The organism is Xenorhabdus cabanillasii (assembly GCF_003386665.1).
GTDB classification, from domain to species: domain Bacteria; phylum Pseudomonadota; class Gammaproteobacteria; order Enterobacterales; family Enterobacteriaceae; genus Xenorhabdus; species Xenorhabdus cabanillasii.
Genome location: NZ_QTUB01000001.1, coordinates 3252168 through 3271561, shown reverse-complemented (window position 1 = coordinate 3271561; position 19394 = coordinate 3252168). Strand labels below are relative to the sequence as shown.

The window sequence follows — 19394 nt, the reverse complement described above, 5'->3', positions numbered from 1 at the left end:
CCATTTTTTCTCAATTATCAAATGCCGATATAACTGAGATATCCAGATAATGAGACAAATCCCGTTCTTCTGGCCTCAAAAGATAGGGAATTTCACCTAGTTGAGGTGCTGGTATGTGACAACGTAACTTATCTAATACTATTGCGTAATGTGCTAATCCAGGATTAATACGATTGGGTATCCAACCAATCAGTGGTAACCCATCATTAATAATCGATTGGGCAGTCAGAATGGCATGGTTGACACATCCGGCTTGGATCCCAACGACTAAAATAACAGGCAGTTTTTCCTTCACTACCCAATCAGAATAGAACGCATTATTTTGCGATAATGCACGCCAGCCACCTTTTCCATCAACGATTACGCGATCTGCTTTATGACTCAATTTGTTAAGACAGTTTGTCATTTGAATAAAATCAATTTGACTTTCTTCCTTTGCAAGAAGTTCATATCCTACTGCGATTGTCCCTTCACGATTAAAGACTTGCAGTAATGCGCGGGTAACAACTGTTTTACCGATGTTGGTATCCGTGCCTGTAACAAATAAGCGCGTTAACATAAATTTATTTTTCCGTGGTAACAGATAAACTGGCTACTCTTTATAACGTCTGTTGATAAAGTTTATAGCGAGCAGACTTGGAGTGTAGGGGATGTGTTTGAGACAGGGATTGAGTTAGCTCAATGTTTTATCAAATGTGTTCTATCCTTGCATGATTTCGAGCAGCAACTGGCCATTGTATAGTGATTGCTTAATTAATGATGCTGCTGGCAGAGTTCCTGAATTAGTAAATTCAGTAGCAACAATATCAACTTTTTGACTATATCCCGGAAGTGAAAGCTGAGTGATTTTCTTTTGAATGACAGGATAAAGAATATGTTGTGCTGCGTTCAGTGGCGAACCAATCAATATTTTGTCAGGATTGAAGATGTTGACCATAACCGCGATGATGTTGCCGATTCTTCTCCCAACGTCACGGATAATTTCTACTGCAAGAAGATCACCTTGCTGTGCAGCCTGACAAAGCAACTGAATTGTCAACGGTATTTTTGTGGACATTAACGAATCAGGCTGTTTTTCAGCTAGCTGACGTGCTTTTATCAAAATATTTTTGATGCCAACAACAGTTTCCAGGCAACCAGTATTACCGCAATAACAATGTTCACCATCAGGCTCAACTTGCGTATGCCCTATTTCGACAACACTTTGATTTCCTGCATGAAGTATTCGCCCGGCTGTCATAATACCGACACCGACATTATCATCAATGACAACCTGGATAATATTCTGACAATTCTTCCCTGCCCCGTATAAAGATTCTGCAATTGTCCACGCAGTAATACCATGTTGCAAAAAAACAGGCACTCCGATACACCGATATAAGAAAGACCCAAGAGGAAGGTTCTGGATATTGTAATACGGTGAGCTATGAACAATTCCATTAATCGGGTCAACAATCGCATTAGTGGTAATACTGATAGCAGTCAAACGCTCAAGACGAGATTGATACCGAAAGAAAAAACCGTCAATCAGGGCAGCAAGATCGTCCAGAAAACCTTGGTTTTCGGATGCAAGAAAGGGTAATTCTTGTTCAGCAACCAGGTTATTACTTAAATCCCGAAGCCCAAATACGACACTACCATTATCAATACGTATACACAGAAATTGCCACCCTTGACTATCAACTTTCAATCCGGTCGCTGGACGTCCACGAAACCCTAAATCAGGGAACTCGACTTCTTTCACTAAGTGAGCATCAAGTAGCTCTCGTGTGATCTTTGTAATACTGGCAGGAGCCAACTGCGCTTTTTTAGAGAGTGCAATACGTGAAATAGGCCCATATTGATCAATCAGACGATAGACCAAACCGATATTAATTTGCTTAATCTGGTCAACATGGCTTGGCTGTACGTCCACACTCACTGCGCCTCCCGCTATTTAATTTGCGCCTCTAAATAATTAGTAACGATTATGTCGCGGTTTAAAGCAGAAGATATTCGTTTGAAACAGAAATGTGATCTTTCACACGAACTTCTTGTGATTGTTACTTTTGATTAACAATTCACATCAATAATATTTAGGTGTTTCTCATTAATATATAATTAATTTAAAGGAAGTCATGTGGGTATTTGTAGAAATTCAACCATCTCTGATGCTGAAATGGATATTGAAAAAGAAATCTGTTACAGGAAACGAAATCATTATCATCTGAGTCAGACTATCGTTGGTTTATTATCTGCCGTTTATCTGACAGGAACTTACAGCGCAACAAAAGCCGGTTCATTAACCAATAAACATGGACGAGGCAAAGTATTACTGGGCCGCTCATGCGATTGCCAGTGGATGGGTAGGAGCACGAGCTAAACGAGCAAAAGCTCAGGCATCTTCACTCTACCTATTTTGTTATTATGCAGGCTCAAGTATATCAGGAACATTAGGCGGAATGTTTTGGTCATTTTATCAATGGAATGGTGTTGCCATTTTTATTTCATTATTAACAATACTTGCTTTTTATTTAGGGATGAAGCTCAATAAATTAACAGCATAAAGTTTAATGATTAATAATGTGATTCTGTTGGCAATGAATTAACATTGCTTAAATAACCATCAATTATTTCGATGTGTTTGTCTTTTTTCAGAGAAAATAATATACGCTGTATACAACTACGTGAAAGTGTGCACCTCTGTTCTATATATCTGATAACAGATATATTTTCTCTGAAATCATCTGGCAAAGTAATAAGGCGGGATAATAAGCTGCATACAGTCTCTTTAGCGCCATGACGAAATATACTGATATCCCTGGCATACAAAAAAGCCATTTTATAAGAAACTACTCTCATCCACTCCCTGTAAAGATCGTGTTTCTTTATAGCACCTAAAGCACTAATACGAGGTAATTGATATATCTTACAGTCAGGGCCAAGTTCGATAGAGTAATAAGCTTCTGCGCCAGAATAGAAAGATAACCCCAGAACATACGGTGAAAACACTGTTGCAATGATTAAATCATCACCTAGCCTGCGAATATTTACATATCCCTTCTCAAGTAAAAAAAACTTAGCAAATTCACGTTCAATTTTAATCAACGTACCTTGTGTTGATTGTTCAGATGAGACTGACTCAGAATATGGCAATAATGTATCAACAATTTTAGTAAAAGAATTTACTGGCTTAATTAATTTATTCATATTAAACCACCTCTGCATATAATTTTTATAAATAAAATTTTTAAAATTGAAAGAATTTCTTATAAGTTTGCTAACTAATTAGTTATTCACGATCACTAAATTTTAAAAATTAATGTTTCTAGTTTTTAACACAATCTATAAATGTTTATCAATAACCCATTTCAAAGATTAATTCTCTTTAACTACCCTACTTGGCTTTATTTTCTTCTTTTTGTGAGTTTTTGTGTTTTTTTTGCTTATGTTTTAAAGTATGTTGTAACTAAATAGGTAAGAAAAACCGTTGGTTTGCGAAACAGAGTAATAGGATATGAATAAATACCTTTCAACAGAATCACTTACGTCCTGCTTTAAAAAACAGGAAGAAAAATTGGCTGAGCTGATTAAGTTATTGCTGAAATATCCGCTTATTGATGCCCGGTTATTTCAATTACCACAAATTGAAAAAGGTGAAGAACATGAGCAAATTACCGAAATTAATGTCAATCCATTACAAGGAAATGAAGCACTTAACTTAGGTTTAAGCTTCTATCAGAAGCTATTCATACATCATAACCACCCTAATATCAGCAGCAAAGCAGCAAGCCGATTGCCAGGCGCACTATGTTTTTCTGTAAGCCACCAGCAATATAAAACCGCAATGAATGTTATAGAGGAAGTTAATCAACTCAAAGCCGAGCTGGAAAACATAGTAACTAAAGAATCAGGAGTCAGCAAAGAGCAACGGTTTGAATTTGTCCACGATCATTTACGTGGTTTAATTACCTTAAATGCCTATCGCACGATAACTCCCCTCATAAACCCGGATACCATCAATTTTGGCTGGGCCAATAAGAACATCATTAATAAAGTGACCAAACAACAAGTTCTTGAACGGTTGGAAAAAAGTTATAATGCCGGAAAAGCAGTTCCTCCCTACTCCAGCGATCAATGGGCTGCATTGGTTGCATTAGAAATTACAGATATCAAAAAGCTACCTGATGATGTAGTTTTGAAAATTAAACGACCAGTAAAAGTGCAACCCATAGCTCGCGTTTGGTATTCAGAAATACAAAAACAGGTTCAATATGCCTGCCCTCTGCCAATCATTGCTTTTTATACTGAAGATAGCGAGATCAAACCCAAAGTGGGTACGCTATCGAACTATAATGCCAATGCAATCAAATACCGCCATAAACCTAAAGCAAAACCACTTGAGCTTGTGATACCGCGTTTACATCTTTATCGGGAAATATAAGGCGCACCAATATAAAAAAACCGGAGGTTTACCCTCCGGTTCTACATCAACCAATACCAAAATCAGCAAGAATTATTTCATGCTGCCAACCATATCTTCCGGGCGCACCCAAGCGTCAAATTCAGCTTCGGTCAGATAACCTAGCTGCATTGCTGACTGTTTTAAAGTCAGACCTTCTTTATGTGCTTTCTTAGCGATTTCTGCCGCTTTGTCATAACCGATATGGGTATTCAGCGCAGTTACCAGCATCAGAGATTCATTCAACAATTGGGTAATACGGTCACGATTAGGCTCAATACCGATAGCACAATGTTCATTGAAACTATGCATACCGTCCGCCAGCAAACGAACAGACTGCAAGAAATTATGAATAACCATTGGGCGGAAGACGTTCAGCTCAAAATTACCAGACGCGCCACCAATGTTAATAGCTACGTCGTTACCCATGACCTGCGCACATAGCATCGTCATAGCTTCACACTGAGTCGGATTAACCTTACCTGGCATAATAGAGCTGCCCGGCTCATTTTCAGGAATGGAGATTTCACCGATTCCACAACGAGGACCAGAAGCCAGCCAGCGAACATCATTGGCAATTTTCATCAATGACGCAGCCAGTCCTTTCAATGCACCATGGGAATGAACCAGGGCATCACAAGTACCCAGTGCTTCAAATTTATTTGGTGAAGTTACAAAAGGTTGCCCGGATAATTCGGCGATTTTTTTCGCAACACGAACTGCATATTCAGGATGGGTATTCAAGCCCGTTCCAACGGCTGTTCCACCTAGTGCCAATTCACATACATGAGGAATGCTATCTTCAATGTGCTTCAGATTATGAGCCAACATTGCGGCCCAGCCTGAAATTTCCTGACCTAACGTCAGAGGTGTCGCATCTTGCAGGTGAGTACGACCAATTTTTACGATGTCTTTAAATGCTTCTGCTTTATCTGCCAGTGTTTTTTGCAGTACCTTCAGCTCAGGCAGTAGATGCTCACTCAATGCGATAACGGCCGCAACATGCATTGCTGTTGGAAACACGTCATTCGAACTTTGACTCTTGTTAACATCATCATTAGGATGGATTAGGCGCTCATTACCTCTTTGACCGCCAAGGAGCTCACTACCACGGTTCGCCAGCACTTCATTCATGTTCATGTTGCTTTGAGTGCCCGACCCCGTCTGCCAGATAGCGAGAGGGAATTCTGTTGAGTGTTTGCCTTCTGATACCTCTTTCGCCGCAGCGATAATTGCCTCACCACGTTCCTTCGGTAAGAGGCCCAGATCCATATTGACACTGGCCGCAGCCTGTTTAGTCAATGCAAGAGCATGAATCAACGCAACCGGCATTTTCTCCTGAGAAATGCGGAAATGTTCCAGTGAACGTTGAGTCTGCGCTCCCCATAATTGGTCAGCAGGTACTTCAATTGGCCCCATTGAGTCTTTTTCAATGCGAGTGGCTGCCATTACTATCTCCTTAGCACACAGAATAATTGAATACGCCGGATCAAACTTTGCAGATAAATTAGTCGGCATTCCTTTATAATGCCATAAATTTATTATCGATAATGCGACCTAATCGTGTTTATTGTATTGTTATTATATAAATAGGTTTATTTTTTATTATAGGAAATCCAGCCATGCTGAAAATGACCAACCAGATCCAACATTATGATTGGGGAAGTAAAACCGCCCTGACAAATATTTATGGCATCGAAAATCCGGACAATCAGCCAATGGCAGAATTATGGATGGGAGCACATCCCAAATGCAGTTCTCTGGTTACTGATCCTGCAACAGGTGAGCCTGTCGCCTTAAATCAGCTTATCGCTCAAAATCCGGAAAAGTATCTGGGTAAAAAAGTAGCAGATCAGTTCCAGCGTCTGCCATTTTTGTTTAAAGTGTTATGCGCCGCTCAACCTCTTTCTATTCAGGTACATCCTGATAAACCATCGGCGGAAAAAGGGTTTGCTAAGGAGAATACCGCGGGTATTCCTTTGAATTCACCACAACGCAATTACAAGGATGATAACCATAAGCCAGAGCTAGTGTATGCACTAACGCCATTCAAAGCGATGAATGCTTTCCGGCCATTACCAGAAATTGCTGCTCTTCTTAATTATGTTTCTGGCGCACATTCCGATATCCAGACATTTATGCAGAACCCCACTGAGCAAAATTTATCATTTCTTTTTTCTCAGTTACTGACCATGCAGGGCAAACAGAAAAGTTTAGCCATCGCAGTATTAAAATCAGCATTAAATAGCCGCCGGGGAGAGCCTTGGGATACTATCAGAAAGATGACTGTGTTCTATCCTGATGATAATGGTCTGTTTACCCCTCTTCTGCTCAATATTGTTGAACTGCAACCAGGACAGGCAATGTTTCTCTATGCCCGCACCCCTCACGCTTACCTTGAAGGTGTTGCATTAGAAATTATGGCTAATTCAGATAATGTTCTGCGTGCTGGTTTAACCAGTAAACATATGGATATCCCTGAATTGATGGCTAATCTGGATTTCATCTCTAAACCAGCCGATACGTTGTTGACTATCCCAACTCAGGAAAAAGATGCTCTAAATTACCCTGTTCCCGTCAACGATTTTCATTTTTCAATTTATGCTGTTTCAGAGCAACCGATAGCATTAGAGAATGATTCTGCATCAGTTCTATTTTGTTTTGATGGTCAGTTGATTCTCAATTCTGGCGAGCAAGAATTGAGAATCGTCTCAGGTGAATCAGTCTTCTTATCTGCTATAGAGAAAACCGTGACTGTTCATGGCAATGGGAAACTTGCCAGGGTATCAAATAAATAAGTTAAATTCATAGAGTTATACTTTTATCCATTGGTTGTTAATCACACTTTTATTGAAAAGCGATTAAAAGTTCTTTAGTTAACCTGTACAATTAACAACTTTTTTACTCAAAGACATATCGCATATATACCAATGATATTGTATGCGCAAAATTAAGGATGGAATTGCCACATGAAAAAATCGTTAGTAGCTGTAAGCGTAATCGTTGCTTTAGGTGCAGCGTGGACAGGTGCGTCCTGGTACACAGGGAAGAAAGTTGAAGCTCGTTTGGATAAAACAGTCCAAAAGATGAACACAAAACTTACAGATGCATTCCCCTATAGCAGGCTTGAAGTACAGGTAAAAGATTTCCAGCGTGGTATTTTCAGCTCTGATGTCCGTTTTATCCTGAGTCTAAAAGAAGACGCAAAAAATGCAGGCATGAAGCCAAACGAAAAAATTGTCTTCAAATCTCATATCAATCACGGCCCATTCCCAACTTCCGCCCTGAAAAAATTCAATTTCGTCCCTAAAATGGCCTCTATCCATGCAGAAATTGAACAAAATGACGAACTCAAAGAACTGCTTGAAATTACTAATGGTAAACCTCTGTTTAACATTGATGCTAATGTGAGTTATGGCGGCAACTTATCTTCCGATATTGAGATTGTGCCGATCAAGCACACAAGTAAAGACGGCACTAAGATCACTTTTTCCGGTGCCAAAATCAACACAGATATCAATCGTGATTTAAGTGAGTACTCTTTTAGTCTCAAAAGCGATGAACTGACCGTAGATGAACCTTCAGAAAAAAGAGTTTTTACTCTCAAGGGTATTAATTTTAACGCTGATGACAACAAAAAAGGTAAATTCGATCTCTATCTGGGCGATCAAAACTATACTATTGGCGAAATGGCCTCGAAAAGTTCCAGTGAGAAGGATGATTTCCTTCTCACGAATTTAAAAATCTCGATCAAAACGAGTGAAAACAAGGAGAATGTGAATATCGGCGGTGCTTATGAAATCGGTGGAGTCAAAATTGGCAATCTGGATTTTGGTTCGGGTAAGCTAGTGTTTAACGCGGATAATCTGGATGGTCAGGCTGTTCATAAATTTGCACAACTATCTGATGCTATTATGGCAAAATCATTTTCTACCAAAGAATTAGAGCAATCATCTCAGGATGTTGCCACCGGGATTTACAGCCACTTGCCAATATTGCTTAAAAACAATCCACACTTCAGTATTGCGCCATTTAGCTGGAAAAACAGTAAAGGTGAAAGCACAATAGACTTTAAGATTGCACTGCAAAACATACCTGAAGATCTGAATAAAATCGCTCAAATGGGAACAGAAGAACAGCTTCGTACCCTGCTTCAGGAGTTGTCACTTAATGTTAAATTGTCTAAGCCCATGCTGATTGAGCAAATCACCAAATCAGGCGAATACTTAGGTGAAGATAAAAACAAAGCTGAAAAAACCGCTAATATGCAGGTTCAATTTATAGCGGCTCAAGGTGCTGCACTTAACATTATGACTAACACCGATGACGCTATTGACCTTAACCTCCACTACGCCAACGGCAAAGTGAAATTAAATGGTAAAGAATCCAGCTTACATCAATTCCTGCTTGATAATCACCTTATCGATTCCAATGATGATGCTGGTGAATCAAATCAGCATGATAGTGAAGCTGAACTTCCTGCTGCTGAGTAATAGTCGTCACAGCAAACAGAACCCGATTAGGGTTCCCTACAAGAAAGCACGCGCTGAAGGTTAAGACGATTAAAAAGACTGACGCAGCAAAAACATCGTAAAAAAATCGATAAATAGTGCTTTCATTGCCAGTCAATTCATTGACTGGCTTTTTTGTATATTTTTCTGATAAGAAGGATAAAAAATGATTGATACCCGGCTTCCACTCACTGACTTACACCGTCACCTTGATGGTAACATTCGCCCTGAAACCATTCTGAGTCTTGGTCGTCAACATAATATCGCTCTCCCTGCTTATGAACTGGAAACTCTGTGTCCCCATGTCCAGATCATTGAAAATGAGCCAAATCTTATTAGCTTTCTGCAAAAACTTGATTGGGGTGTTGCTGTACTGGCTGATTTGGATGCTTGCCGCCGGGTTGCGGTAGAAAACGTAGAAGATGCAGTCAATGCCGGACTGGACTATGCCGAACTCCGCTTTTCACCTTACTACATGGCAATGAACCACCAGCTTCCGGTTGAAGGTGTCGTGGAAGCTGTCATTGACGGTATCCACTCCGCCAGCAAACAACACAATATCCAAATTCGCCTGATTGGTATTCTGAGCAGAACATTCGGAGAAAAAGCCTGTTCTCAAGAATTAGCAGGCTTGCTTGCCCATAAACAACATATTACTGCGATGGATTTGGCAGGTGATGAACTTGGTTTCCCCGGGCATCTGTTTGAACAACATTTTATTCAGGCACGTGATGCGGGTTGGAATATCAGTGTACACGCAGGAGAAGCAGCAGGCGCCGAAAGCATCTGGCACGCGCTCCGTGAGTTGGGAGCAACCCGGATCGGCCACGGCGTTAAGGCTGTCACCGATCCTGCACTAATGGATTATCTGGCGGAAAACCGCATTGGTGTTGAATCCTGCCTGACATCAAACCTGCAAACCAGTACCGTCAGCTCCTTATCAGCTCACCCGCTGAAAAAATTCCTTGAGCATGGCATTCTGGCTTCAATCAATACCGATGACCCGGCCGTTGAAGGAATTGAAATTAGTAATGAGTACAATGTTGCTGCGCCTGCCGCTGGATTGTCTCCAGGACAGATCCGACAGGCACAGAGCAACGGGTTGGAAACAGCATTCCTGAGTGAAGCAGAGAAACAGGCATTAAGCGCTAAAGCTGCAAACCGCTAACAGGCGATAACAAATCATACTTTTAAAGGCAGAAAATTACTCTGCCTTTTTTGAGCGGGCAACATATCGGTTTGCAAGTACCGCACAGACCATCAATTGGATTTGATGAAAAATCATTAACGGCAACAACATAGTGCCAACCATTGCTGCCGGAAATAAAACATTCGCCATCGGCACTCCATTGGCGAGGCTTTTCTTAGAGCCACAAAAAACGATGGTAATTTCATCTTCTTTGCTGAATCCGAATAAGCGTGAACTATATACATTAATGGTTAATACCACTGCCAGCAGAACACAACAGACGATACCAATCATAATCAGTGAATAAGCATCAATTTTATGCCAAATGCCTTCTACAACCGCTTCGCTGAATGCAACATACACCACCAGCAAAATCGATGAACGATCCGTCACATTGACCAACTTTTTATGTCGTTCTACCCAATTGGCAATCAACGGGCGTGACAGATGACCAACAATAAAAGGCACCATCAATTGCAGGATAATATCTTTTATCGCTTTCCATGTGTCAGGATGAACTGCACTACTACCAGTACTATCACCCGCAACATCATGAAACTGGATCAGAAAACCAACAAGTAATGGAGAAAGAAATACTCCCAACAGACTGGATGCTGAAGCACTGCATATCGCAGCAGCTACATTCCCTCTGGCAACAGAAGTAAAAGCAATCGCTGATTGCACAGTGGCTGGTAAAGCACAAAGATACAGAAATCCCATATAGACCGTTGGCGACATCCATTCCGGTACAATGAAATGTAACCCCATACCTAATATAGGGAATAAAACAAAAGTGCTAAGAAAAATAACTAAATGCAGACGCCAATGCCCTATTCCTGCCAGAATCGCATCACGTGAAAGTTTGGCTCCATGCATAAAAAACAGCAATGCAATAGCTGCTGTAGTCAAATGTTGAAACCACTTTTTTACTTCTCCTTCACAGGGAAAGAATGACGCAATAATTACTACGGTAATCAGTGTTAACAGAAAAGGATCGATTTTTAACTTTTGCCACCAGCTCATTAATGCCGTTCCTCTTACTTTAAGGTTAATCAATTAAAGTTAATCAATCACCACAGTACGTTGCTCTTTCGCTGATTTTTCACCTGCCTCGATCAGCTTCATAATCAAAATAGCTTCATCTGCGGTCACAGGGTTAGGTTTTCCTGTCAGAATAGCATCACGAATAGCGGCATAATAAGCACTATAGTTCCCCGGTAAATTAGGAATGGTTTGTGTAATCAAGTTATCACCTTGTGACAACGTCACATATCCATCGCGCGCATCATATCCCCAACCTTCTTGTGATGGTTTTTCGCCTGCTTTCAAACACTCTTCCTGCGTATCTAAACCATATTTCACGTAACTCCCCGCCATTCCATGCAGGGTATAAATGGCAGATTCCGCTGCTACAAGCATTGATGCATGTAATACCACTTTTAACCCAGGATACTTGAGTTGTGCATGAAAATAATCTGGTGTTTCGGCATTTGGCCGTATCATACCTAGGTCTGTTGTAATAGCCTGGGGTTTCCCAAAAAGCTGGACTGCCTGATCCAATAAATGAGGACCCAGGTCATACCAGATCCCACTTCCCGCTCCTGCGGCTTCTCTCCAGCGTTGACGAACAACCGGACGATAGCGATCAAAACGGGATTCATAATACTTTAATTCTCCCAATACATTTTCTTTAATCAGTGATTGAACAGTCAAAAAACCTGCATCCCAACGACGATTATGGAATACAGACAACAATAAGTTAGCATCTTCCGCCTGTTTTTTTAGTGTCTCTGCCTCTTCCACCGTAATCGTAAAAGGTTTATCAACCACAACATGCTTACCGGCAGACAATGCTTTTTGCGCTAACAGGTAGTGGGTATCGTTGGGAGTCGGGATAACAATGAGGTCAATATCTGGATCATTGAATAACGCTTCCGGTGAAGATACAACATTAATAGCTGGCCAATCTTTTTTAACTTTTTCTATATCACTACTGGAAACAGCAAATAATTCAACATCTGGCGTCTCTGCAATCAATAGTGCATGAAACGTCTTACTGGCATAACCATATCCAACCAAGCCAACTTTCAGAGAATTACTCATAACTGCCTCTCAACATTTGTAAAACGGTTATAACAAGGCACCAGAAAATAGCACCAGCTCTTATTCATTAGCAAATAATCTTAATTCCTGTGTTACTATCTTTTGGTATCTGAATACCCATCATGGAGAGAATATTTTTTATGTATCAATCCAATGATTATTACCGTATAAACGGTTGGTTATTGGCTCCTGCCGCTTATTTGATCATGACACTTATTGCTGCCAGCTCAATGTTAGTGTTATATGCCATAACTTTTTTTCAGCAAAGCACTGTTATTCACCAAACAGGAGGTAATTTCACCATCCTGTGGTATATCTCCGTATTAACCACGGCTATTATGTGGTGTTTTACATTTTGGGTATTAAAGTTGCTTTTTATTCGTTCAAAACGATTCCCGCGTATTTTTATCATCTGGTTGACACTTTCTGTTCTTATTGCCGTTAAAACATTTGCTTTTTCTCCTATTCCTGACGAAATAGCTATTCGTTCCCTGCTTTGGCCCCTATTAGCCGCTGCTGTTTTTGTTCCTTATATCAAGCGCTCTTATCGGGTTAAAATGACTTTCACACAAGATCGATAACATCCCCTAAAATTGATTGTTATCATTGCCCCCGCTTGCCTCACCGCAAGGCGGGGGAGTTTCTGTCATTTTCACTAATATAAACAGTATATTGTTTTCATCAAATCTCTTATTTTCAGGTATAGCAATGACTGAATACCTTCTTTTATTTATTGGCACGGTCTTGGTCAATAACTTCGTTTTGGTAAAGTTTTTAGGCTTATGTCCATTTATGGGAGTATCCAAGAAACTCGAAACAGCCATTGGCATGGGGATGGCAACTACTTTTGTCCTGACTCTAGCTTCCATCAGTTCATGGCTGGTAAATACTTTCATTCTTGTTCCGCTGGATCTGGTTTATTTACGTACCTTAAGTTTTATTCTTGTGATTGCCGTTGTCGTCCAATTCACCGAATTGGTAGTTCGTAAAACCAGCCCTGCACTCTACCGCTTATTAGGCATTTTTCTGCCATTAATAACAACAAACTGTGCTGTGCTCGGTGTGGCTTTACTGAACGTCAATCAATCACATAATTTTTTACAGTCTGCTATATATGGTTTCGGGGCTGCCGCTGGATTTTCCCTTGTCATGGTGTTATTTGCCGCAATTCGTGAACGTTTGGCGGTTGCCAATATTCCGGCCCCTTTTCGTGGTTCATCAATAGGGCTTATTACTGCTGGGTTAATGTCCCTTGCATTTATGGGCTTTAGTGGTTTGGTGAAATTCTAATGATATCTTTATGGATTGCTATCAGCGTACTAAGCGTACTCGGATTAATCTTCGGGTTAATTCTGGGTTTTGCTGCTCGCCGTTTTAAAGTGGAAGAAGATCCGATTGTTGAAAAGGTCGATAATCTGCTGCCACAGAGCCAATGCGGGCAATGTGGCTATCCGGGTTGTCGCCCTTATGCAGAAGCTGTTGCCAACAATGGAGAGATGATCAACAAATGTGCCCCAGGCGGAGAGCAAGTGATGCTCAAGATGTCAGAATTACTGGGGGTTGATCCACAACCATTGGATGGCGATGAAAACATACAAAATCCGGTCAGGAAAGTTGCCTTTATTGATGAAGAAAACTGCATAGGTTGTACAAAGTGCATTCAGGCATGTCCTGTCGATGCCATTATCGGCGCAAATCGCGCAATGCACACTGTAGTTGAAGATCTCTGCACTGGCTGTGACTTATGTGTCGCACCTTGCCCGACCGACTGCATTACGATGATCCCCGTTACAACCACAACATCAAACTGGAAATGGGATTTAAACTCCATTCCGGTTAAAAATATTCCAATTGAGCCAGAACCCATGTTGATATCTTCTGCTAAGCCTGTTGAGGTTAAAGCCAATGTTTAATCTATTCAATTTGCTTAACAAGAACAAAATATGGGATTTTGATGGTGGTATTCATCCACCAGAGATGAAGCTGCAATCCAGCCGTACGCCACTACGCCATGCTCCGTTACCAGAAGAATTGATTATTCCCTTACAGCAACATATTGGCCCGGAAGGAGAGCTACTGGTTAAAGCCGGGGACAAAGTACTTAAAGGTCAACCGCTGACAATCGGGATTGGCAGAACTGTACCCGTTCATGCATCCACTTCCGGTACTATCACGGCGATTGAACCCTGTGTTACCGCCCATCCTTCTGGGTTGAAAGAACTCTGTGTCCGCCTGCGTCCAGATGGAGAAGATCAATGGTGTGAACGCATCCAAACCGCGGATTACACATCTCTTGAAGCTGATACTTTGCTGCAACGCATTCATGAAGCCGGTATTGCTGGCCTTGGTGGTGCAGGATTTCCAACAGCAGCAAAATTAAAAGGTGATGGAAGTCATATCAATACATTGATCATCAACGCAGCGGAATGTGAGCCTTATATCACGGCTGATGATCGCTTGATGCAGGAACATGCCGGTGAAATTATCGAAGGCATACGCATTTTGATACATTTGCTCAATCCGAAACAGGTTTTGATCGGGATTGAGGATAATAAACCTGAAGCAATTAATGCCCTGAAAAGTGCGCTGAAAAACGATAAATCAATTGCTTTGCGTGTTATCCCAACAAAATACCCATCTGGCGGTGCAAAACAGCTCACCAAGATCCTGACGGGCAAAGAAGTTCCTTCTGGCGGACGTTCTTCCGGTATTGGTGTTCTTATGCAAAATGTTGGTACAGTGATGGCCATCAAACGTGCCATTATTGACGGAGAACCCCTAATCGAACGCGTTGTCACTCTGACAGGAGAAGCCGTCAACTCACCCGGTAATTTCTGGGCTCGTTTAGGTACACCTGTTCAATTTCTGTTACAACAAGCCAAATTTAAACCTCAGTCAGAGCAAATGGTCATTATGGGTGGGCCATTAATGGGTTTTACCTTACCTGATCTGAATGTGCCTGTCGTCAAGATCAGCAACTGTATACTTGCTCCTTCCACCCATGAAATGGAGCCCAAAGCGATTGAAGAAGCCTGTATCCGTTGTGGGTTATGTGTTGAGGCCTGTCCGGCCGGGTTACTACCTCAGCAACTTTACTGGTTCAGTCGTGGTCAAGAACATGAAAAAGCCAAAAGCCACAACTTATTTGACTGCATTGAGTGTGGTGCTTGTGCTTATGTATGCCCGAGCAATATTCCTCTTGTTCAGTACTATCGGCAGGAAAAAGCCGAAATACGCACTATCGATGCCGAAGCTCGCCGATCATCTGAAGCTAAGCTCCGGTTTGAAGCCAAACAAGCCCGTATGGAACGCGAAAAACTGGCTCGTGAAAAGCGCCATAAAAAAGCCGCGGTTCAAATAGACAATCAGGATAAGAGTGCTGTACAGGCAGCTCTCGCTCGCGTGAAAGAAAAACAGTCCAACTCTGGAGAGACAATCACCGTACAAGCCGGACAATTACCTGATAATGCAGCAGCCATTGCAGCACGCAAAGCCAGAAAAGAGCAATTACGCGCTCGTCAGGCAGAAAAACAGGTATCGAATACTCAAACCACAGCGACAATAACATCCGCTGAAAGTGAAGATCCTCGCAAAGCTGCTCTTGCCGCAGCTATTGCCAGAGCAAAAGCGAAAAAGGCCACACAGCAAAAGCAAGAAGTGACAACGTCACAAGAAATTTCACAACAAAATAGCGTGGATGAAAAACAAGATTCGCGTAAAGCTGCCGTTGCTGCTGCCATTGCCCGTGCAAAAGCAAAAAAAGCTGCTCAAACTCAGCCTGAACCTGTTCCACAGCAAGAAACTCAAGCCGTGGTTACCGAAGAGGTTGATCCCCGTAAAGCTGCCGTTGCTGCTGCCATTGCCCGTGCAAAAGCAAAAAAAGCTGCTCAAACTCAGCCTGAACCTGCTCCACAGCAAGAAACTCAGGCCGTGGTTACCGAAGAGGTTGATCCGCGTAAAGCTGCCGTTGCTGCTGCTATTGCCCGCGTAAAAGCAAAGAAAGCCGCTCAAGAAAAACAAGAAACTCTAACAGAATAGTGACATTTATCGATGAAATTTAGGCCAGTCAAAACTGACAATAACCTGTTAAAAGTCGCCAGTTCGCCTTTTACACACAGTAAGAAAAATACCAGCCAGATTATGTTATGGGTGGCTTTAGCTGCTATACCGGGTGTCGCAGTGCAAACCTATTTCTTTGGCTATGGAACTCTGATCCAAATCCTGTTGGCAATCACTACCGCATTGATGGCTGAATCTGTAGCTATTGCATTAAAGAAACAACTGGTCATTCCCTGCCTTAAAGATAATTCGGCATTAGTGACCGGATTACTGCTTGGCGTTAGTCTGCCCCCGCTGGCACCGTGGTGGCTGATCATACTTGGTACTTTCTTTGCCATTATTATCGCTAAACATCTTTATGGCGGGCTTGGACAAAATCCATTTAATCCGGCTATGGTAGGTTATGTTGTCTTACTTATTTCATTTCCTGTACAAATGACAAGCTGGATGCCACCAGCCTCCTTACAAGCCGTGACGTTGACTCCGTGGGATTGCCTGATGGTGATCTTTGCAGGACACACACCTGATGGTTCGACTCTGATACAACTTCAACAAGGAATTGATGGATTAAGCCAGGCTACGCCACTGGATAGTTTCAAAACCGGCAGGCTGACCCACAACATTAATGAAGTATTACAGCAACCGATATTGCAAGGTACTCTGGCAGGAATTGGCTGGCAGTGGGTCAATGTGGCTTACTTGATTGGTGGATTAATCATGCTGAATCGCAAAGTGATTAGCTGGCAAATCCCGACCACATTTATCCTTGTACTGGGAAGCTGTGCTTTGATCAGCTGGCTTATCGATCCAAGCCGTTATTCACCTCCTTTATTGCAAATTTTTTCCGGCGCAACCATGTTAGGCGCATTTTTTATTGCAACCGATCCAGTCAGTGCATCAACTACACCGAAGGGTCGCCTGATTTATGGAGCCATAATTGGTTTACTGATTTGGGTTATTCGTGTCTATGGTGGCTATCCGGATGCCGTGGCTTTCGCTGTTTTATTGGCAAATATATGCGTACCACTTATCGACAATTACACACAACCCCGTGCTTACGGCCATAAATAAGGGAGCTGTCATGTTAGAAACTATGCGACGTCATGGTATTACCCTCGCAATTTTTGCCGCTTGTACCACCGGGTTAACGGCAATTGTTTATTCATTGACAAAAGACCGGATTGCAGAACAAGCAGCGTTACAGCATAAAGTATTATTGGATCAGGTTGTTCCTCCCACGCTGTATGACAACGACATGCTAAATGAATGTTATCTGGTAACAGCAGATGCTTTAGGTAATCAACAACCCCATCGTTTCTATCTGGCACGTAAAAATGGTACTCCGGTTGCTGCTGCAATAGAAAGCACTGCGCCTGATGGTTATTCAGGAGCCATTCAACTACTGGTCGGCACAGATTTTTCTGGCAAGGTACTTGGTGTGCGTGTCACTGAACACCATGAAACTCCGGGGTTGGGAGATAAAATTGATACCCGTATATCCGATTGGATCTATGCTTTTTCTGGAAAGAAAATCGCTTCCAATAATGATACGCATTGGGCGGTTAAAAAAGATGGCGGAGAATTTGACCAGTTTACGGGAGCAACCATCACTCCTCGTGCTGTTGTCAATGCCGTTAAACGGACAGCTCTCTATATGGAAACCATTCCGGCACAACTTTCTTCACTATCCACATGCGGAGCAAAATAAATGAGTGAAATCAAAAATCTATTTCTTCAGGGGTTATGGAAAAACAACTCCGCATTAGTACAGCTTTTGGGGCTTTGTCCCCTTTTGGCGGTCTCTTCTACTGCCACTAACGCACTGGGACTGGGATTGGCAACAACACTGGTTCTGTTGAGTACTAACATCGCCGTATCAGCTTTACGCCGTTGGGTTCCTCATGAAATCCGTATCCCTATTTATGTGATGATCATTGCATCTGTTGTCAGTGCCGTTCAGATGTTAATCAATGCTTTTGCATTCGGATTATATGAATCATTGGGGATCTTTATCCCGTTAATTGTGACTAACTGTATCGTTATCGGACGTGCGGAAGCCTACGCATCAAAAAACTCAATCCATCACTCCGCGCTTGATGGTATTGCAATGGGTCTTGGTGCAACATTTGCCCTGTTCGTGCTTGGCGCCATACGTGAAATTCTGGGCAATGGCACACTTTTCGATGGCGCAGATCTATTATTAGGGAGTTGGGCTAAATCATTACGTATTGAAATTGTGCATATGGATTCTCCATTCCTGCTGGCCATTTTACCACCAGGTGCATTTATTGGATTAGGTTTGATGCTGGCCGGAAAATATATCATTGATGAGCGAGTTAAAAGCCGTACAGATGCTAAAACACGCCGCTATGACAGCATAGAAAAAGGCTGCGGCAGCCATATCACAAGAGGATAAAGGCGTAATCAGATATGAATAAACAAAAACGGGTCGAAATTTTAACCCGCTTACGGGATAACAACCCTAATCCAACTACTGAACTGGTTTTCAATTCACCATTTGAACTGCTGATTTCAGTATTGCTGTCAGCACAAGCAACGGACGTCAGCGTCAATAAGGCAACTGCAAGACTTTATCCGGTTGCCAATACGCCACAGGCTATCCTTAATTTGGGCGTAGATGGCTTAAAAGAGTATATAAAGACTATCGGGTTATATAACACCAAAGCCGAGAACGTGATTAAAACCTGCCGGATCCTGCTGGAAAAGCATCAAGGCGAAGTGCCGGAAGATCGCACAGCGCTTGAAGCATTACCGGGCGTCGGTCGTAAAACGGCCAATGTTGTTCTGAACACTGCCTTTGGCTGGCCGACGATAGCTGTCGATACCCATATTTTTCGTGTCAGCAATCGGACTCAATTTGCTCCGGGAAAAAATGTTGATGAAGTCGAAAGGAAGCTATTGCAAGTTGTACCTGATGAATTCAAGGTAGATTGCCACCATTGGCTGATTTTACACGGTCGTTATACCTGTATTGCCCGTAAACCACGCTGTGGATCTTGTATTATTGAAGATCTGTGCGAATATGCGGATAAAACAGAGTAATACATATCTTCTATTAACTCCCGCCTGA

General features: G+C 42.0%; 18 protein-coding genes and 1 pseudogene. 13 read left to right on the top strand and 6 right to left on the bottom strand.

All coding sequences use genetic code 11. The features are described from left to right. Window positions 1–10: 10 nt before the first annotated feature. Together bioD and mlc are read right to left on the bottom strand one after the other, a co-directional pair. On the bottom strand, window positions 11–559 hold the full coding sequence (gene bioD / locus BDD26_RS14925; RefSeq protein ID WP_115826969.1) for an ATP-dependent dethiobiotin synthetase BioD: 549 nt from the start codon (window positions 557–559) through the stop codon (window positions 11–13). Between the two features lie 141 nt (window positions 560–700). Continuing rightward, window positions 701–1921 carry a sugar metabolism global transcriptional regulator Mlc gene (gene mlc / locus BDD26_RS14920; protein WP_115826968.1) on the bottom strand — a complete coding sequence of 407 codons (1221 nt, stop codon included), beginning with the start codon at window positions 1919–1921 and terminating at the stop codon, window positions 701–703. A gap of 279 nt (window positions 1922–2200) precedes the next feature. Here mlc and BDD26_RS14915 point away from each other — a divergent pair. Then, window positions 2201–2546 (top strand): annotated as a pseudogene (locus BDD26_RS14915) (MFS transporter); the annotation flags it as partial. Window positions 2547–2556: 10 nt separating this feature from the next. Here the strand turns inward: BDD26_RS14915 and BDD26_RS14910 are convergent. Next, window positions 2557–3189, bottom strand: coding sequence for a helix-turn-helix domain-containing protein (locus BDD26_RS14910; RefSeq protein ID WP_038262505.1), 633 nt, complete (start codon window positions 3187–3189; stop codon window positions 2557–2559). 307 nt (window positions 3190–3496) lie between these two features. Between BDD26_RS14910 and tus the strand changes: the two genes are divergently transcribed. Next, window positions 3497–4423, top strand: a complete 927-nt coding sequence (tus, locus tag BDD26_RS14905; protein ID WP_115826967.1) for a DNA replication terminus site-binding protein — start codon at window positions 3497–3499, stop codon at window positions 4421–4423. A 72-nt stretch (window positions 4424–4495) separates the two neighbouring features. Here tus and fumC read toward each other — a convergent pair whose 3' ends face one another. Beyond that, complete coding sequence (gene fumC / locus BDD26_RS14900) at window positions 4496–5890, bottom strand: class II fumarate hydratase (protein WP_115826966.1); 1395 nt, start codon at window positions 5888–5890, stop codon at window positions 4496–4498. A 173-nt stretch (window positions 5891–6063) separates the two neighbouring features. Here fumC and manA point away from each other — a divergent pair, with 173 nt between their 5' ends. The 3 genes from manA to add all read left to right on the top strand — a co-directional run bounded on the left by manA (window position 6064) and on the right by add (window position 10120). Further along, entirely contained in the window at window positions 6064–7239 is a 1176-nt protein-coding gene (gene manA, locus BDD26_RS14895) for a mannose-6-phosphate isomerase (RefSeq protein WP_115826965.1), read from the top strand. A 171-nt stretch (window positions 7240–7410) separates the two neighbouring features. Then, window positions 7411–8934, top strand: a complete 1524-nt coding sequence (locus tag BDD26_RS14890) for a YdgA family protein (RefSeq protein ID WP_115826964.1) — start codon at window positions 7411–7413, stop codon at window positions 8932–8934. A 184-nt stretch (window positions 8935–9118) separates the two neighbouring features. Further along, entirely contained in the window at window positions 9119–10120 is a 1002-nt protein-coding gene (gene add, locus BDD26_RS14885; protein WP_115826963.1) for an adenosine deaminase, read from the top strand. Window positions 10121–10156: 36 nt separating this feature from the next. Here the strand turns inward: add and BDD26_RS14880 are convergent, their stop codons facing one another. Further along, a complete protein-coding gene (locus tag BDD26_RS14880) occupies window positions 10157–11164 on the bottom strand; it encodes a bile acid:sodium symporter family protein (protein WP_038262517.1) in 1008 nt (335 codons plus the stop codon). Between the two features lie 39 nt (window positions 11165–11203). Next, window positions 11204–12244, bottom strand: coding sequence for an oxidoreductase (locus BDD26_RS14875; RefSeq protein WP_115826962.1), 1041 nt, complete (start codon window positions 12242–12244; stop codon window positions 11204–11206). 140 nt (window positions 12245–12384) lie between these two features. On the opposite strand from BDD26_RS14875, the gene BDD26_RS14870 reads away from it, so the two are divergent. The 8 genes from BDD26_RS14870 to nth all read left to right on the top strand — a co-directional run bounded on the left by BDD26_RS14870 (window position 12385) and on the right by nth (window position 19366). Continuing rightward, complete coding sequence (locus BDD26_RS14870; protein WP_115826961.1) at window positions 12385–12825, top strand: DUF2569 domain-containing protein; 441 nt, start codon at window positions 12385–12387, stop codon at window positions 12823–12825. A 127-nt stretch (window positions 12826–12952) separates the two neighbouring features. Next, the gene (gene rsxA / locus BDD26_RS14865; RefSeq protein WP_115826960.1) at window positions 12953–13534 is read left to right on the top strand and encodes an electron transport complex subunit RsxA; all 582 of its coding nucleotides are present in this window, start codon (window positions 12953–12955) and stop codon (window positions 13532–13534) included. Further along, window positions 13534–14157 carry an electron transport complex subunit RsxB gene (gene rsxB, locus BDD26_RS14860; RefSeq protein WP_115826959.1) on the top strand — a complete coding sequence of 208 codons (624 nt, stop codon included), beginning with the start codon at window positions 13534–13536 and terminating at the stop codon, window positions 14155–14157. The genes rsxA and rsxB overlap by 1 nt, the downstream gene beginning before the upstream one ends. Then, entirely contained in the window at window positions 14150–16282 is a 2133-nt protein-coding gene (rsxC, locus tag BDD26_RS14855; RefSeq protein ID WP_115826958.1) for an electron transport complex subunit RsxC, read from the top strand. The genes rsxB and rsxC overlap by 8 nt, the downstream gene beginning before the upstream one ends. Before the next feature lie 12 nt (window positions 16283–16294). Beyond that, on the top strand, window positions 16295–17374 hold the full coding sequence (gene rsxD / locus BDD26_RS14850; protein ID WP_038263391.1) for an electron transport complex subunit RsxD: 1080 nt from the start codon (window positions 16295–16297) through the stop codon (window positions 17372–17374). 10 nt (window positions 17375–17384) lie between these two features. Then, window positions 17385–18011, top strand: a complete 627-nt coding sequence (rsxG, locus tag BDD26_RS14845; RefSeq protein WP_038263394.1) for an electron transport complex subunit RsxG — start codon at window positions 17385–17387, stop codon at window positions 18009–18011. Then, the gene (locus BDD26_RS14840; RefSeq protein ID WP_115826957.1) at window positions 18012–18719 is read left to right on the top strand and encodes an electron transport complex subunit E; all 708 of its coding nucleotides are present in this window, start codon (window positions 18012–18014) and stop codon (window positions 18717–18719) included. Window positions 18720–18733: 14 nt separating this feature from the next. Continuing rightward, on the top strand, window positions 18734–19366 hold the full coding sequence (gene nth, locus BDD26_RS14835; protein WP_038263400.1) for an endonuclease III: 633 nt from the start codon (window positions 18734–18736) through the stop codon (window positions 19364–19366). Window positions 19367–19394 lie beyond the last annotated feature (28 nt).

Bases quoted from the DNA above. Each gene is read 5' to 3' on its own strand.
- add (WP_115826963.1), top strand. From the start codon at position 9,119: ATGATTGATACCCGGCTTCCACTCACTGACTTACACCGTCACCTTGAT.
- rsxC (WP_115826958.1), top strand. From the start codon at position 14,150: ATGTTTAATCTATTCAATTTGCTTAACAAGAACAAAATATGGGATTTT.
- BDD26_RS14890 (WP_115826964.1), top strand. From the start codon at position 7,411: ATGAAAAAATCGTTAGTAGCTGTAAGCGTAATCGTTGCTTTAGGTGCA.
- rsxA (WP_115826960.1), top strand. From the start codon at position 12,953: ATGACTGAATACCTTCTTTTATTTATTGGCACGGTCTTGGTCAATAAC.
- BDD26_RS14880 (WP_038262517.1), bottom strand. From the start codon at position 11,164: ATGAGCTGGTGGCAAAAGTTAAAAATCGATCCTTTTCTGTTAACACTG.
- BDD26_RS14875 (WP_115826962.1), bottom strand. From the start codon at position 12,244: ATGAGTAATTCTCTGAAAGTTGGCTTGGTTGGATATGGTTATGCCAGT.
- BDD26_RS14840 (WP_115826957.1), top strand. From the start codon at position 18,012: ATGAGTGAAATCAAAAATCTATTTCTTCAGGGGTTATGGAAAAACAAC.
- tus (WP_115826967.1), top strand. From the start codon at position 3,497: ATGAATAAATACCTTTCAACAGAATCACTTACGTCCTGCTTTAAAAAA.
- BDD26_RS14910 (WP_038262505.1), bottom strand. From the start codon at position 3,189: ATGAATAAATTAATTAAGCCAGTAAATTCTTTTACTAAAATTGTTGAT.
- rsxB (WP_115826959.1), top strand. From the start codon at position 13,534: ATGATATCTTTATGGATTGCTATCAGCGTACTAAGCGTACTCGGATTA.
- fumC (WP_115826966.1), bottom strand. From the start codon at position 5,890: ATGGCAGCCACTCGCATTGAAAAAGACTCAATGGGGCCAATTGAAGTA.
- rsxD (WP_038263391.1), top strand. From the start codon at position 16,295: ATGAAATTTAGGCCAGTCAAAACTGACAATAACCTGTTAAAAGTCGCC.
- rsxG (WP_038263394.1), top strand. From the start codon at position 17,385: ATGTTAGAAACTATGCGACGTCATGGTATTACCCTCGCAATTTTTGCC.
- nth (WP_038263400.1), top strand. From the start codon at position 18,734: ATGAATAAACAAAAACGGGTCGAAATTTTAACCCGCTTACGGGATAAC.
- bioD (WP_115826969.1), bottom strand. From the start codon at position 559: ATGTTAACGCGCTTATTTGTTACAGGCACGGATACCAACATCGGTAAA.
- BDD26_RS14870 (WP_115826961.1), top strand. From the start codon at position 12,385: ATGTATCAATCCAATGATTATTACCGTATAAACGGTTGGTTATTGGCT.
- manA (WP_115826965.1), top strand. From the start codon at position 6,064: ATGCTGAAAATGACCAACCAGATCCAACATTATGATTGGGGAAGTAAA.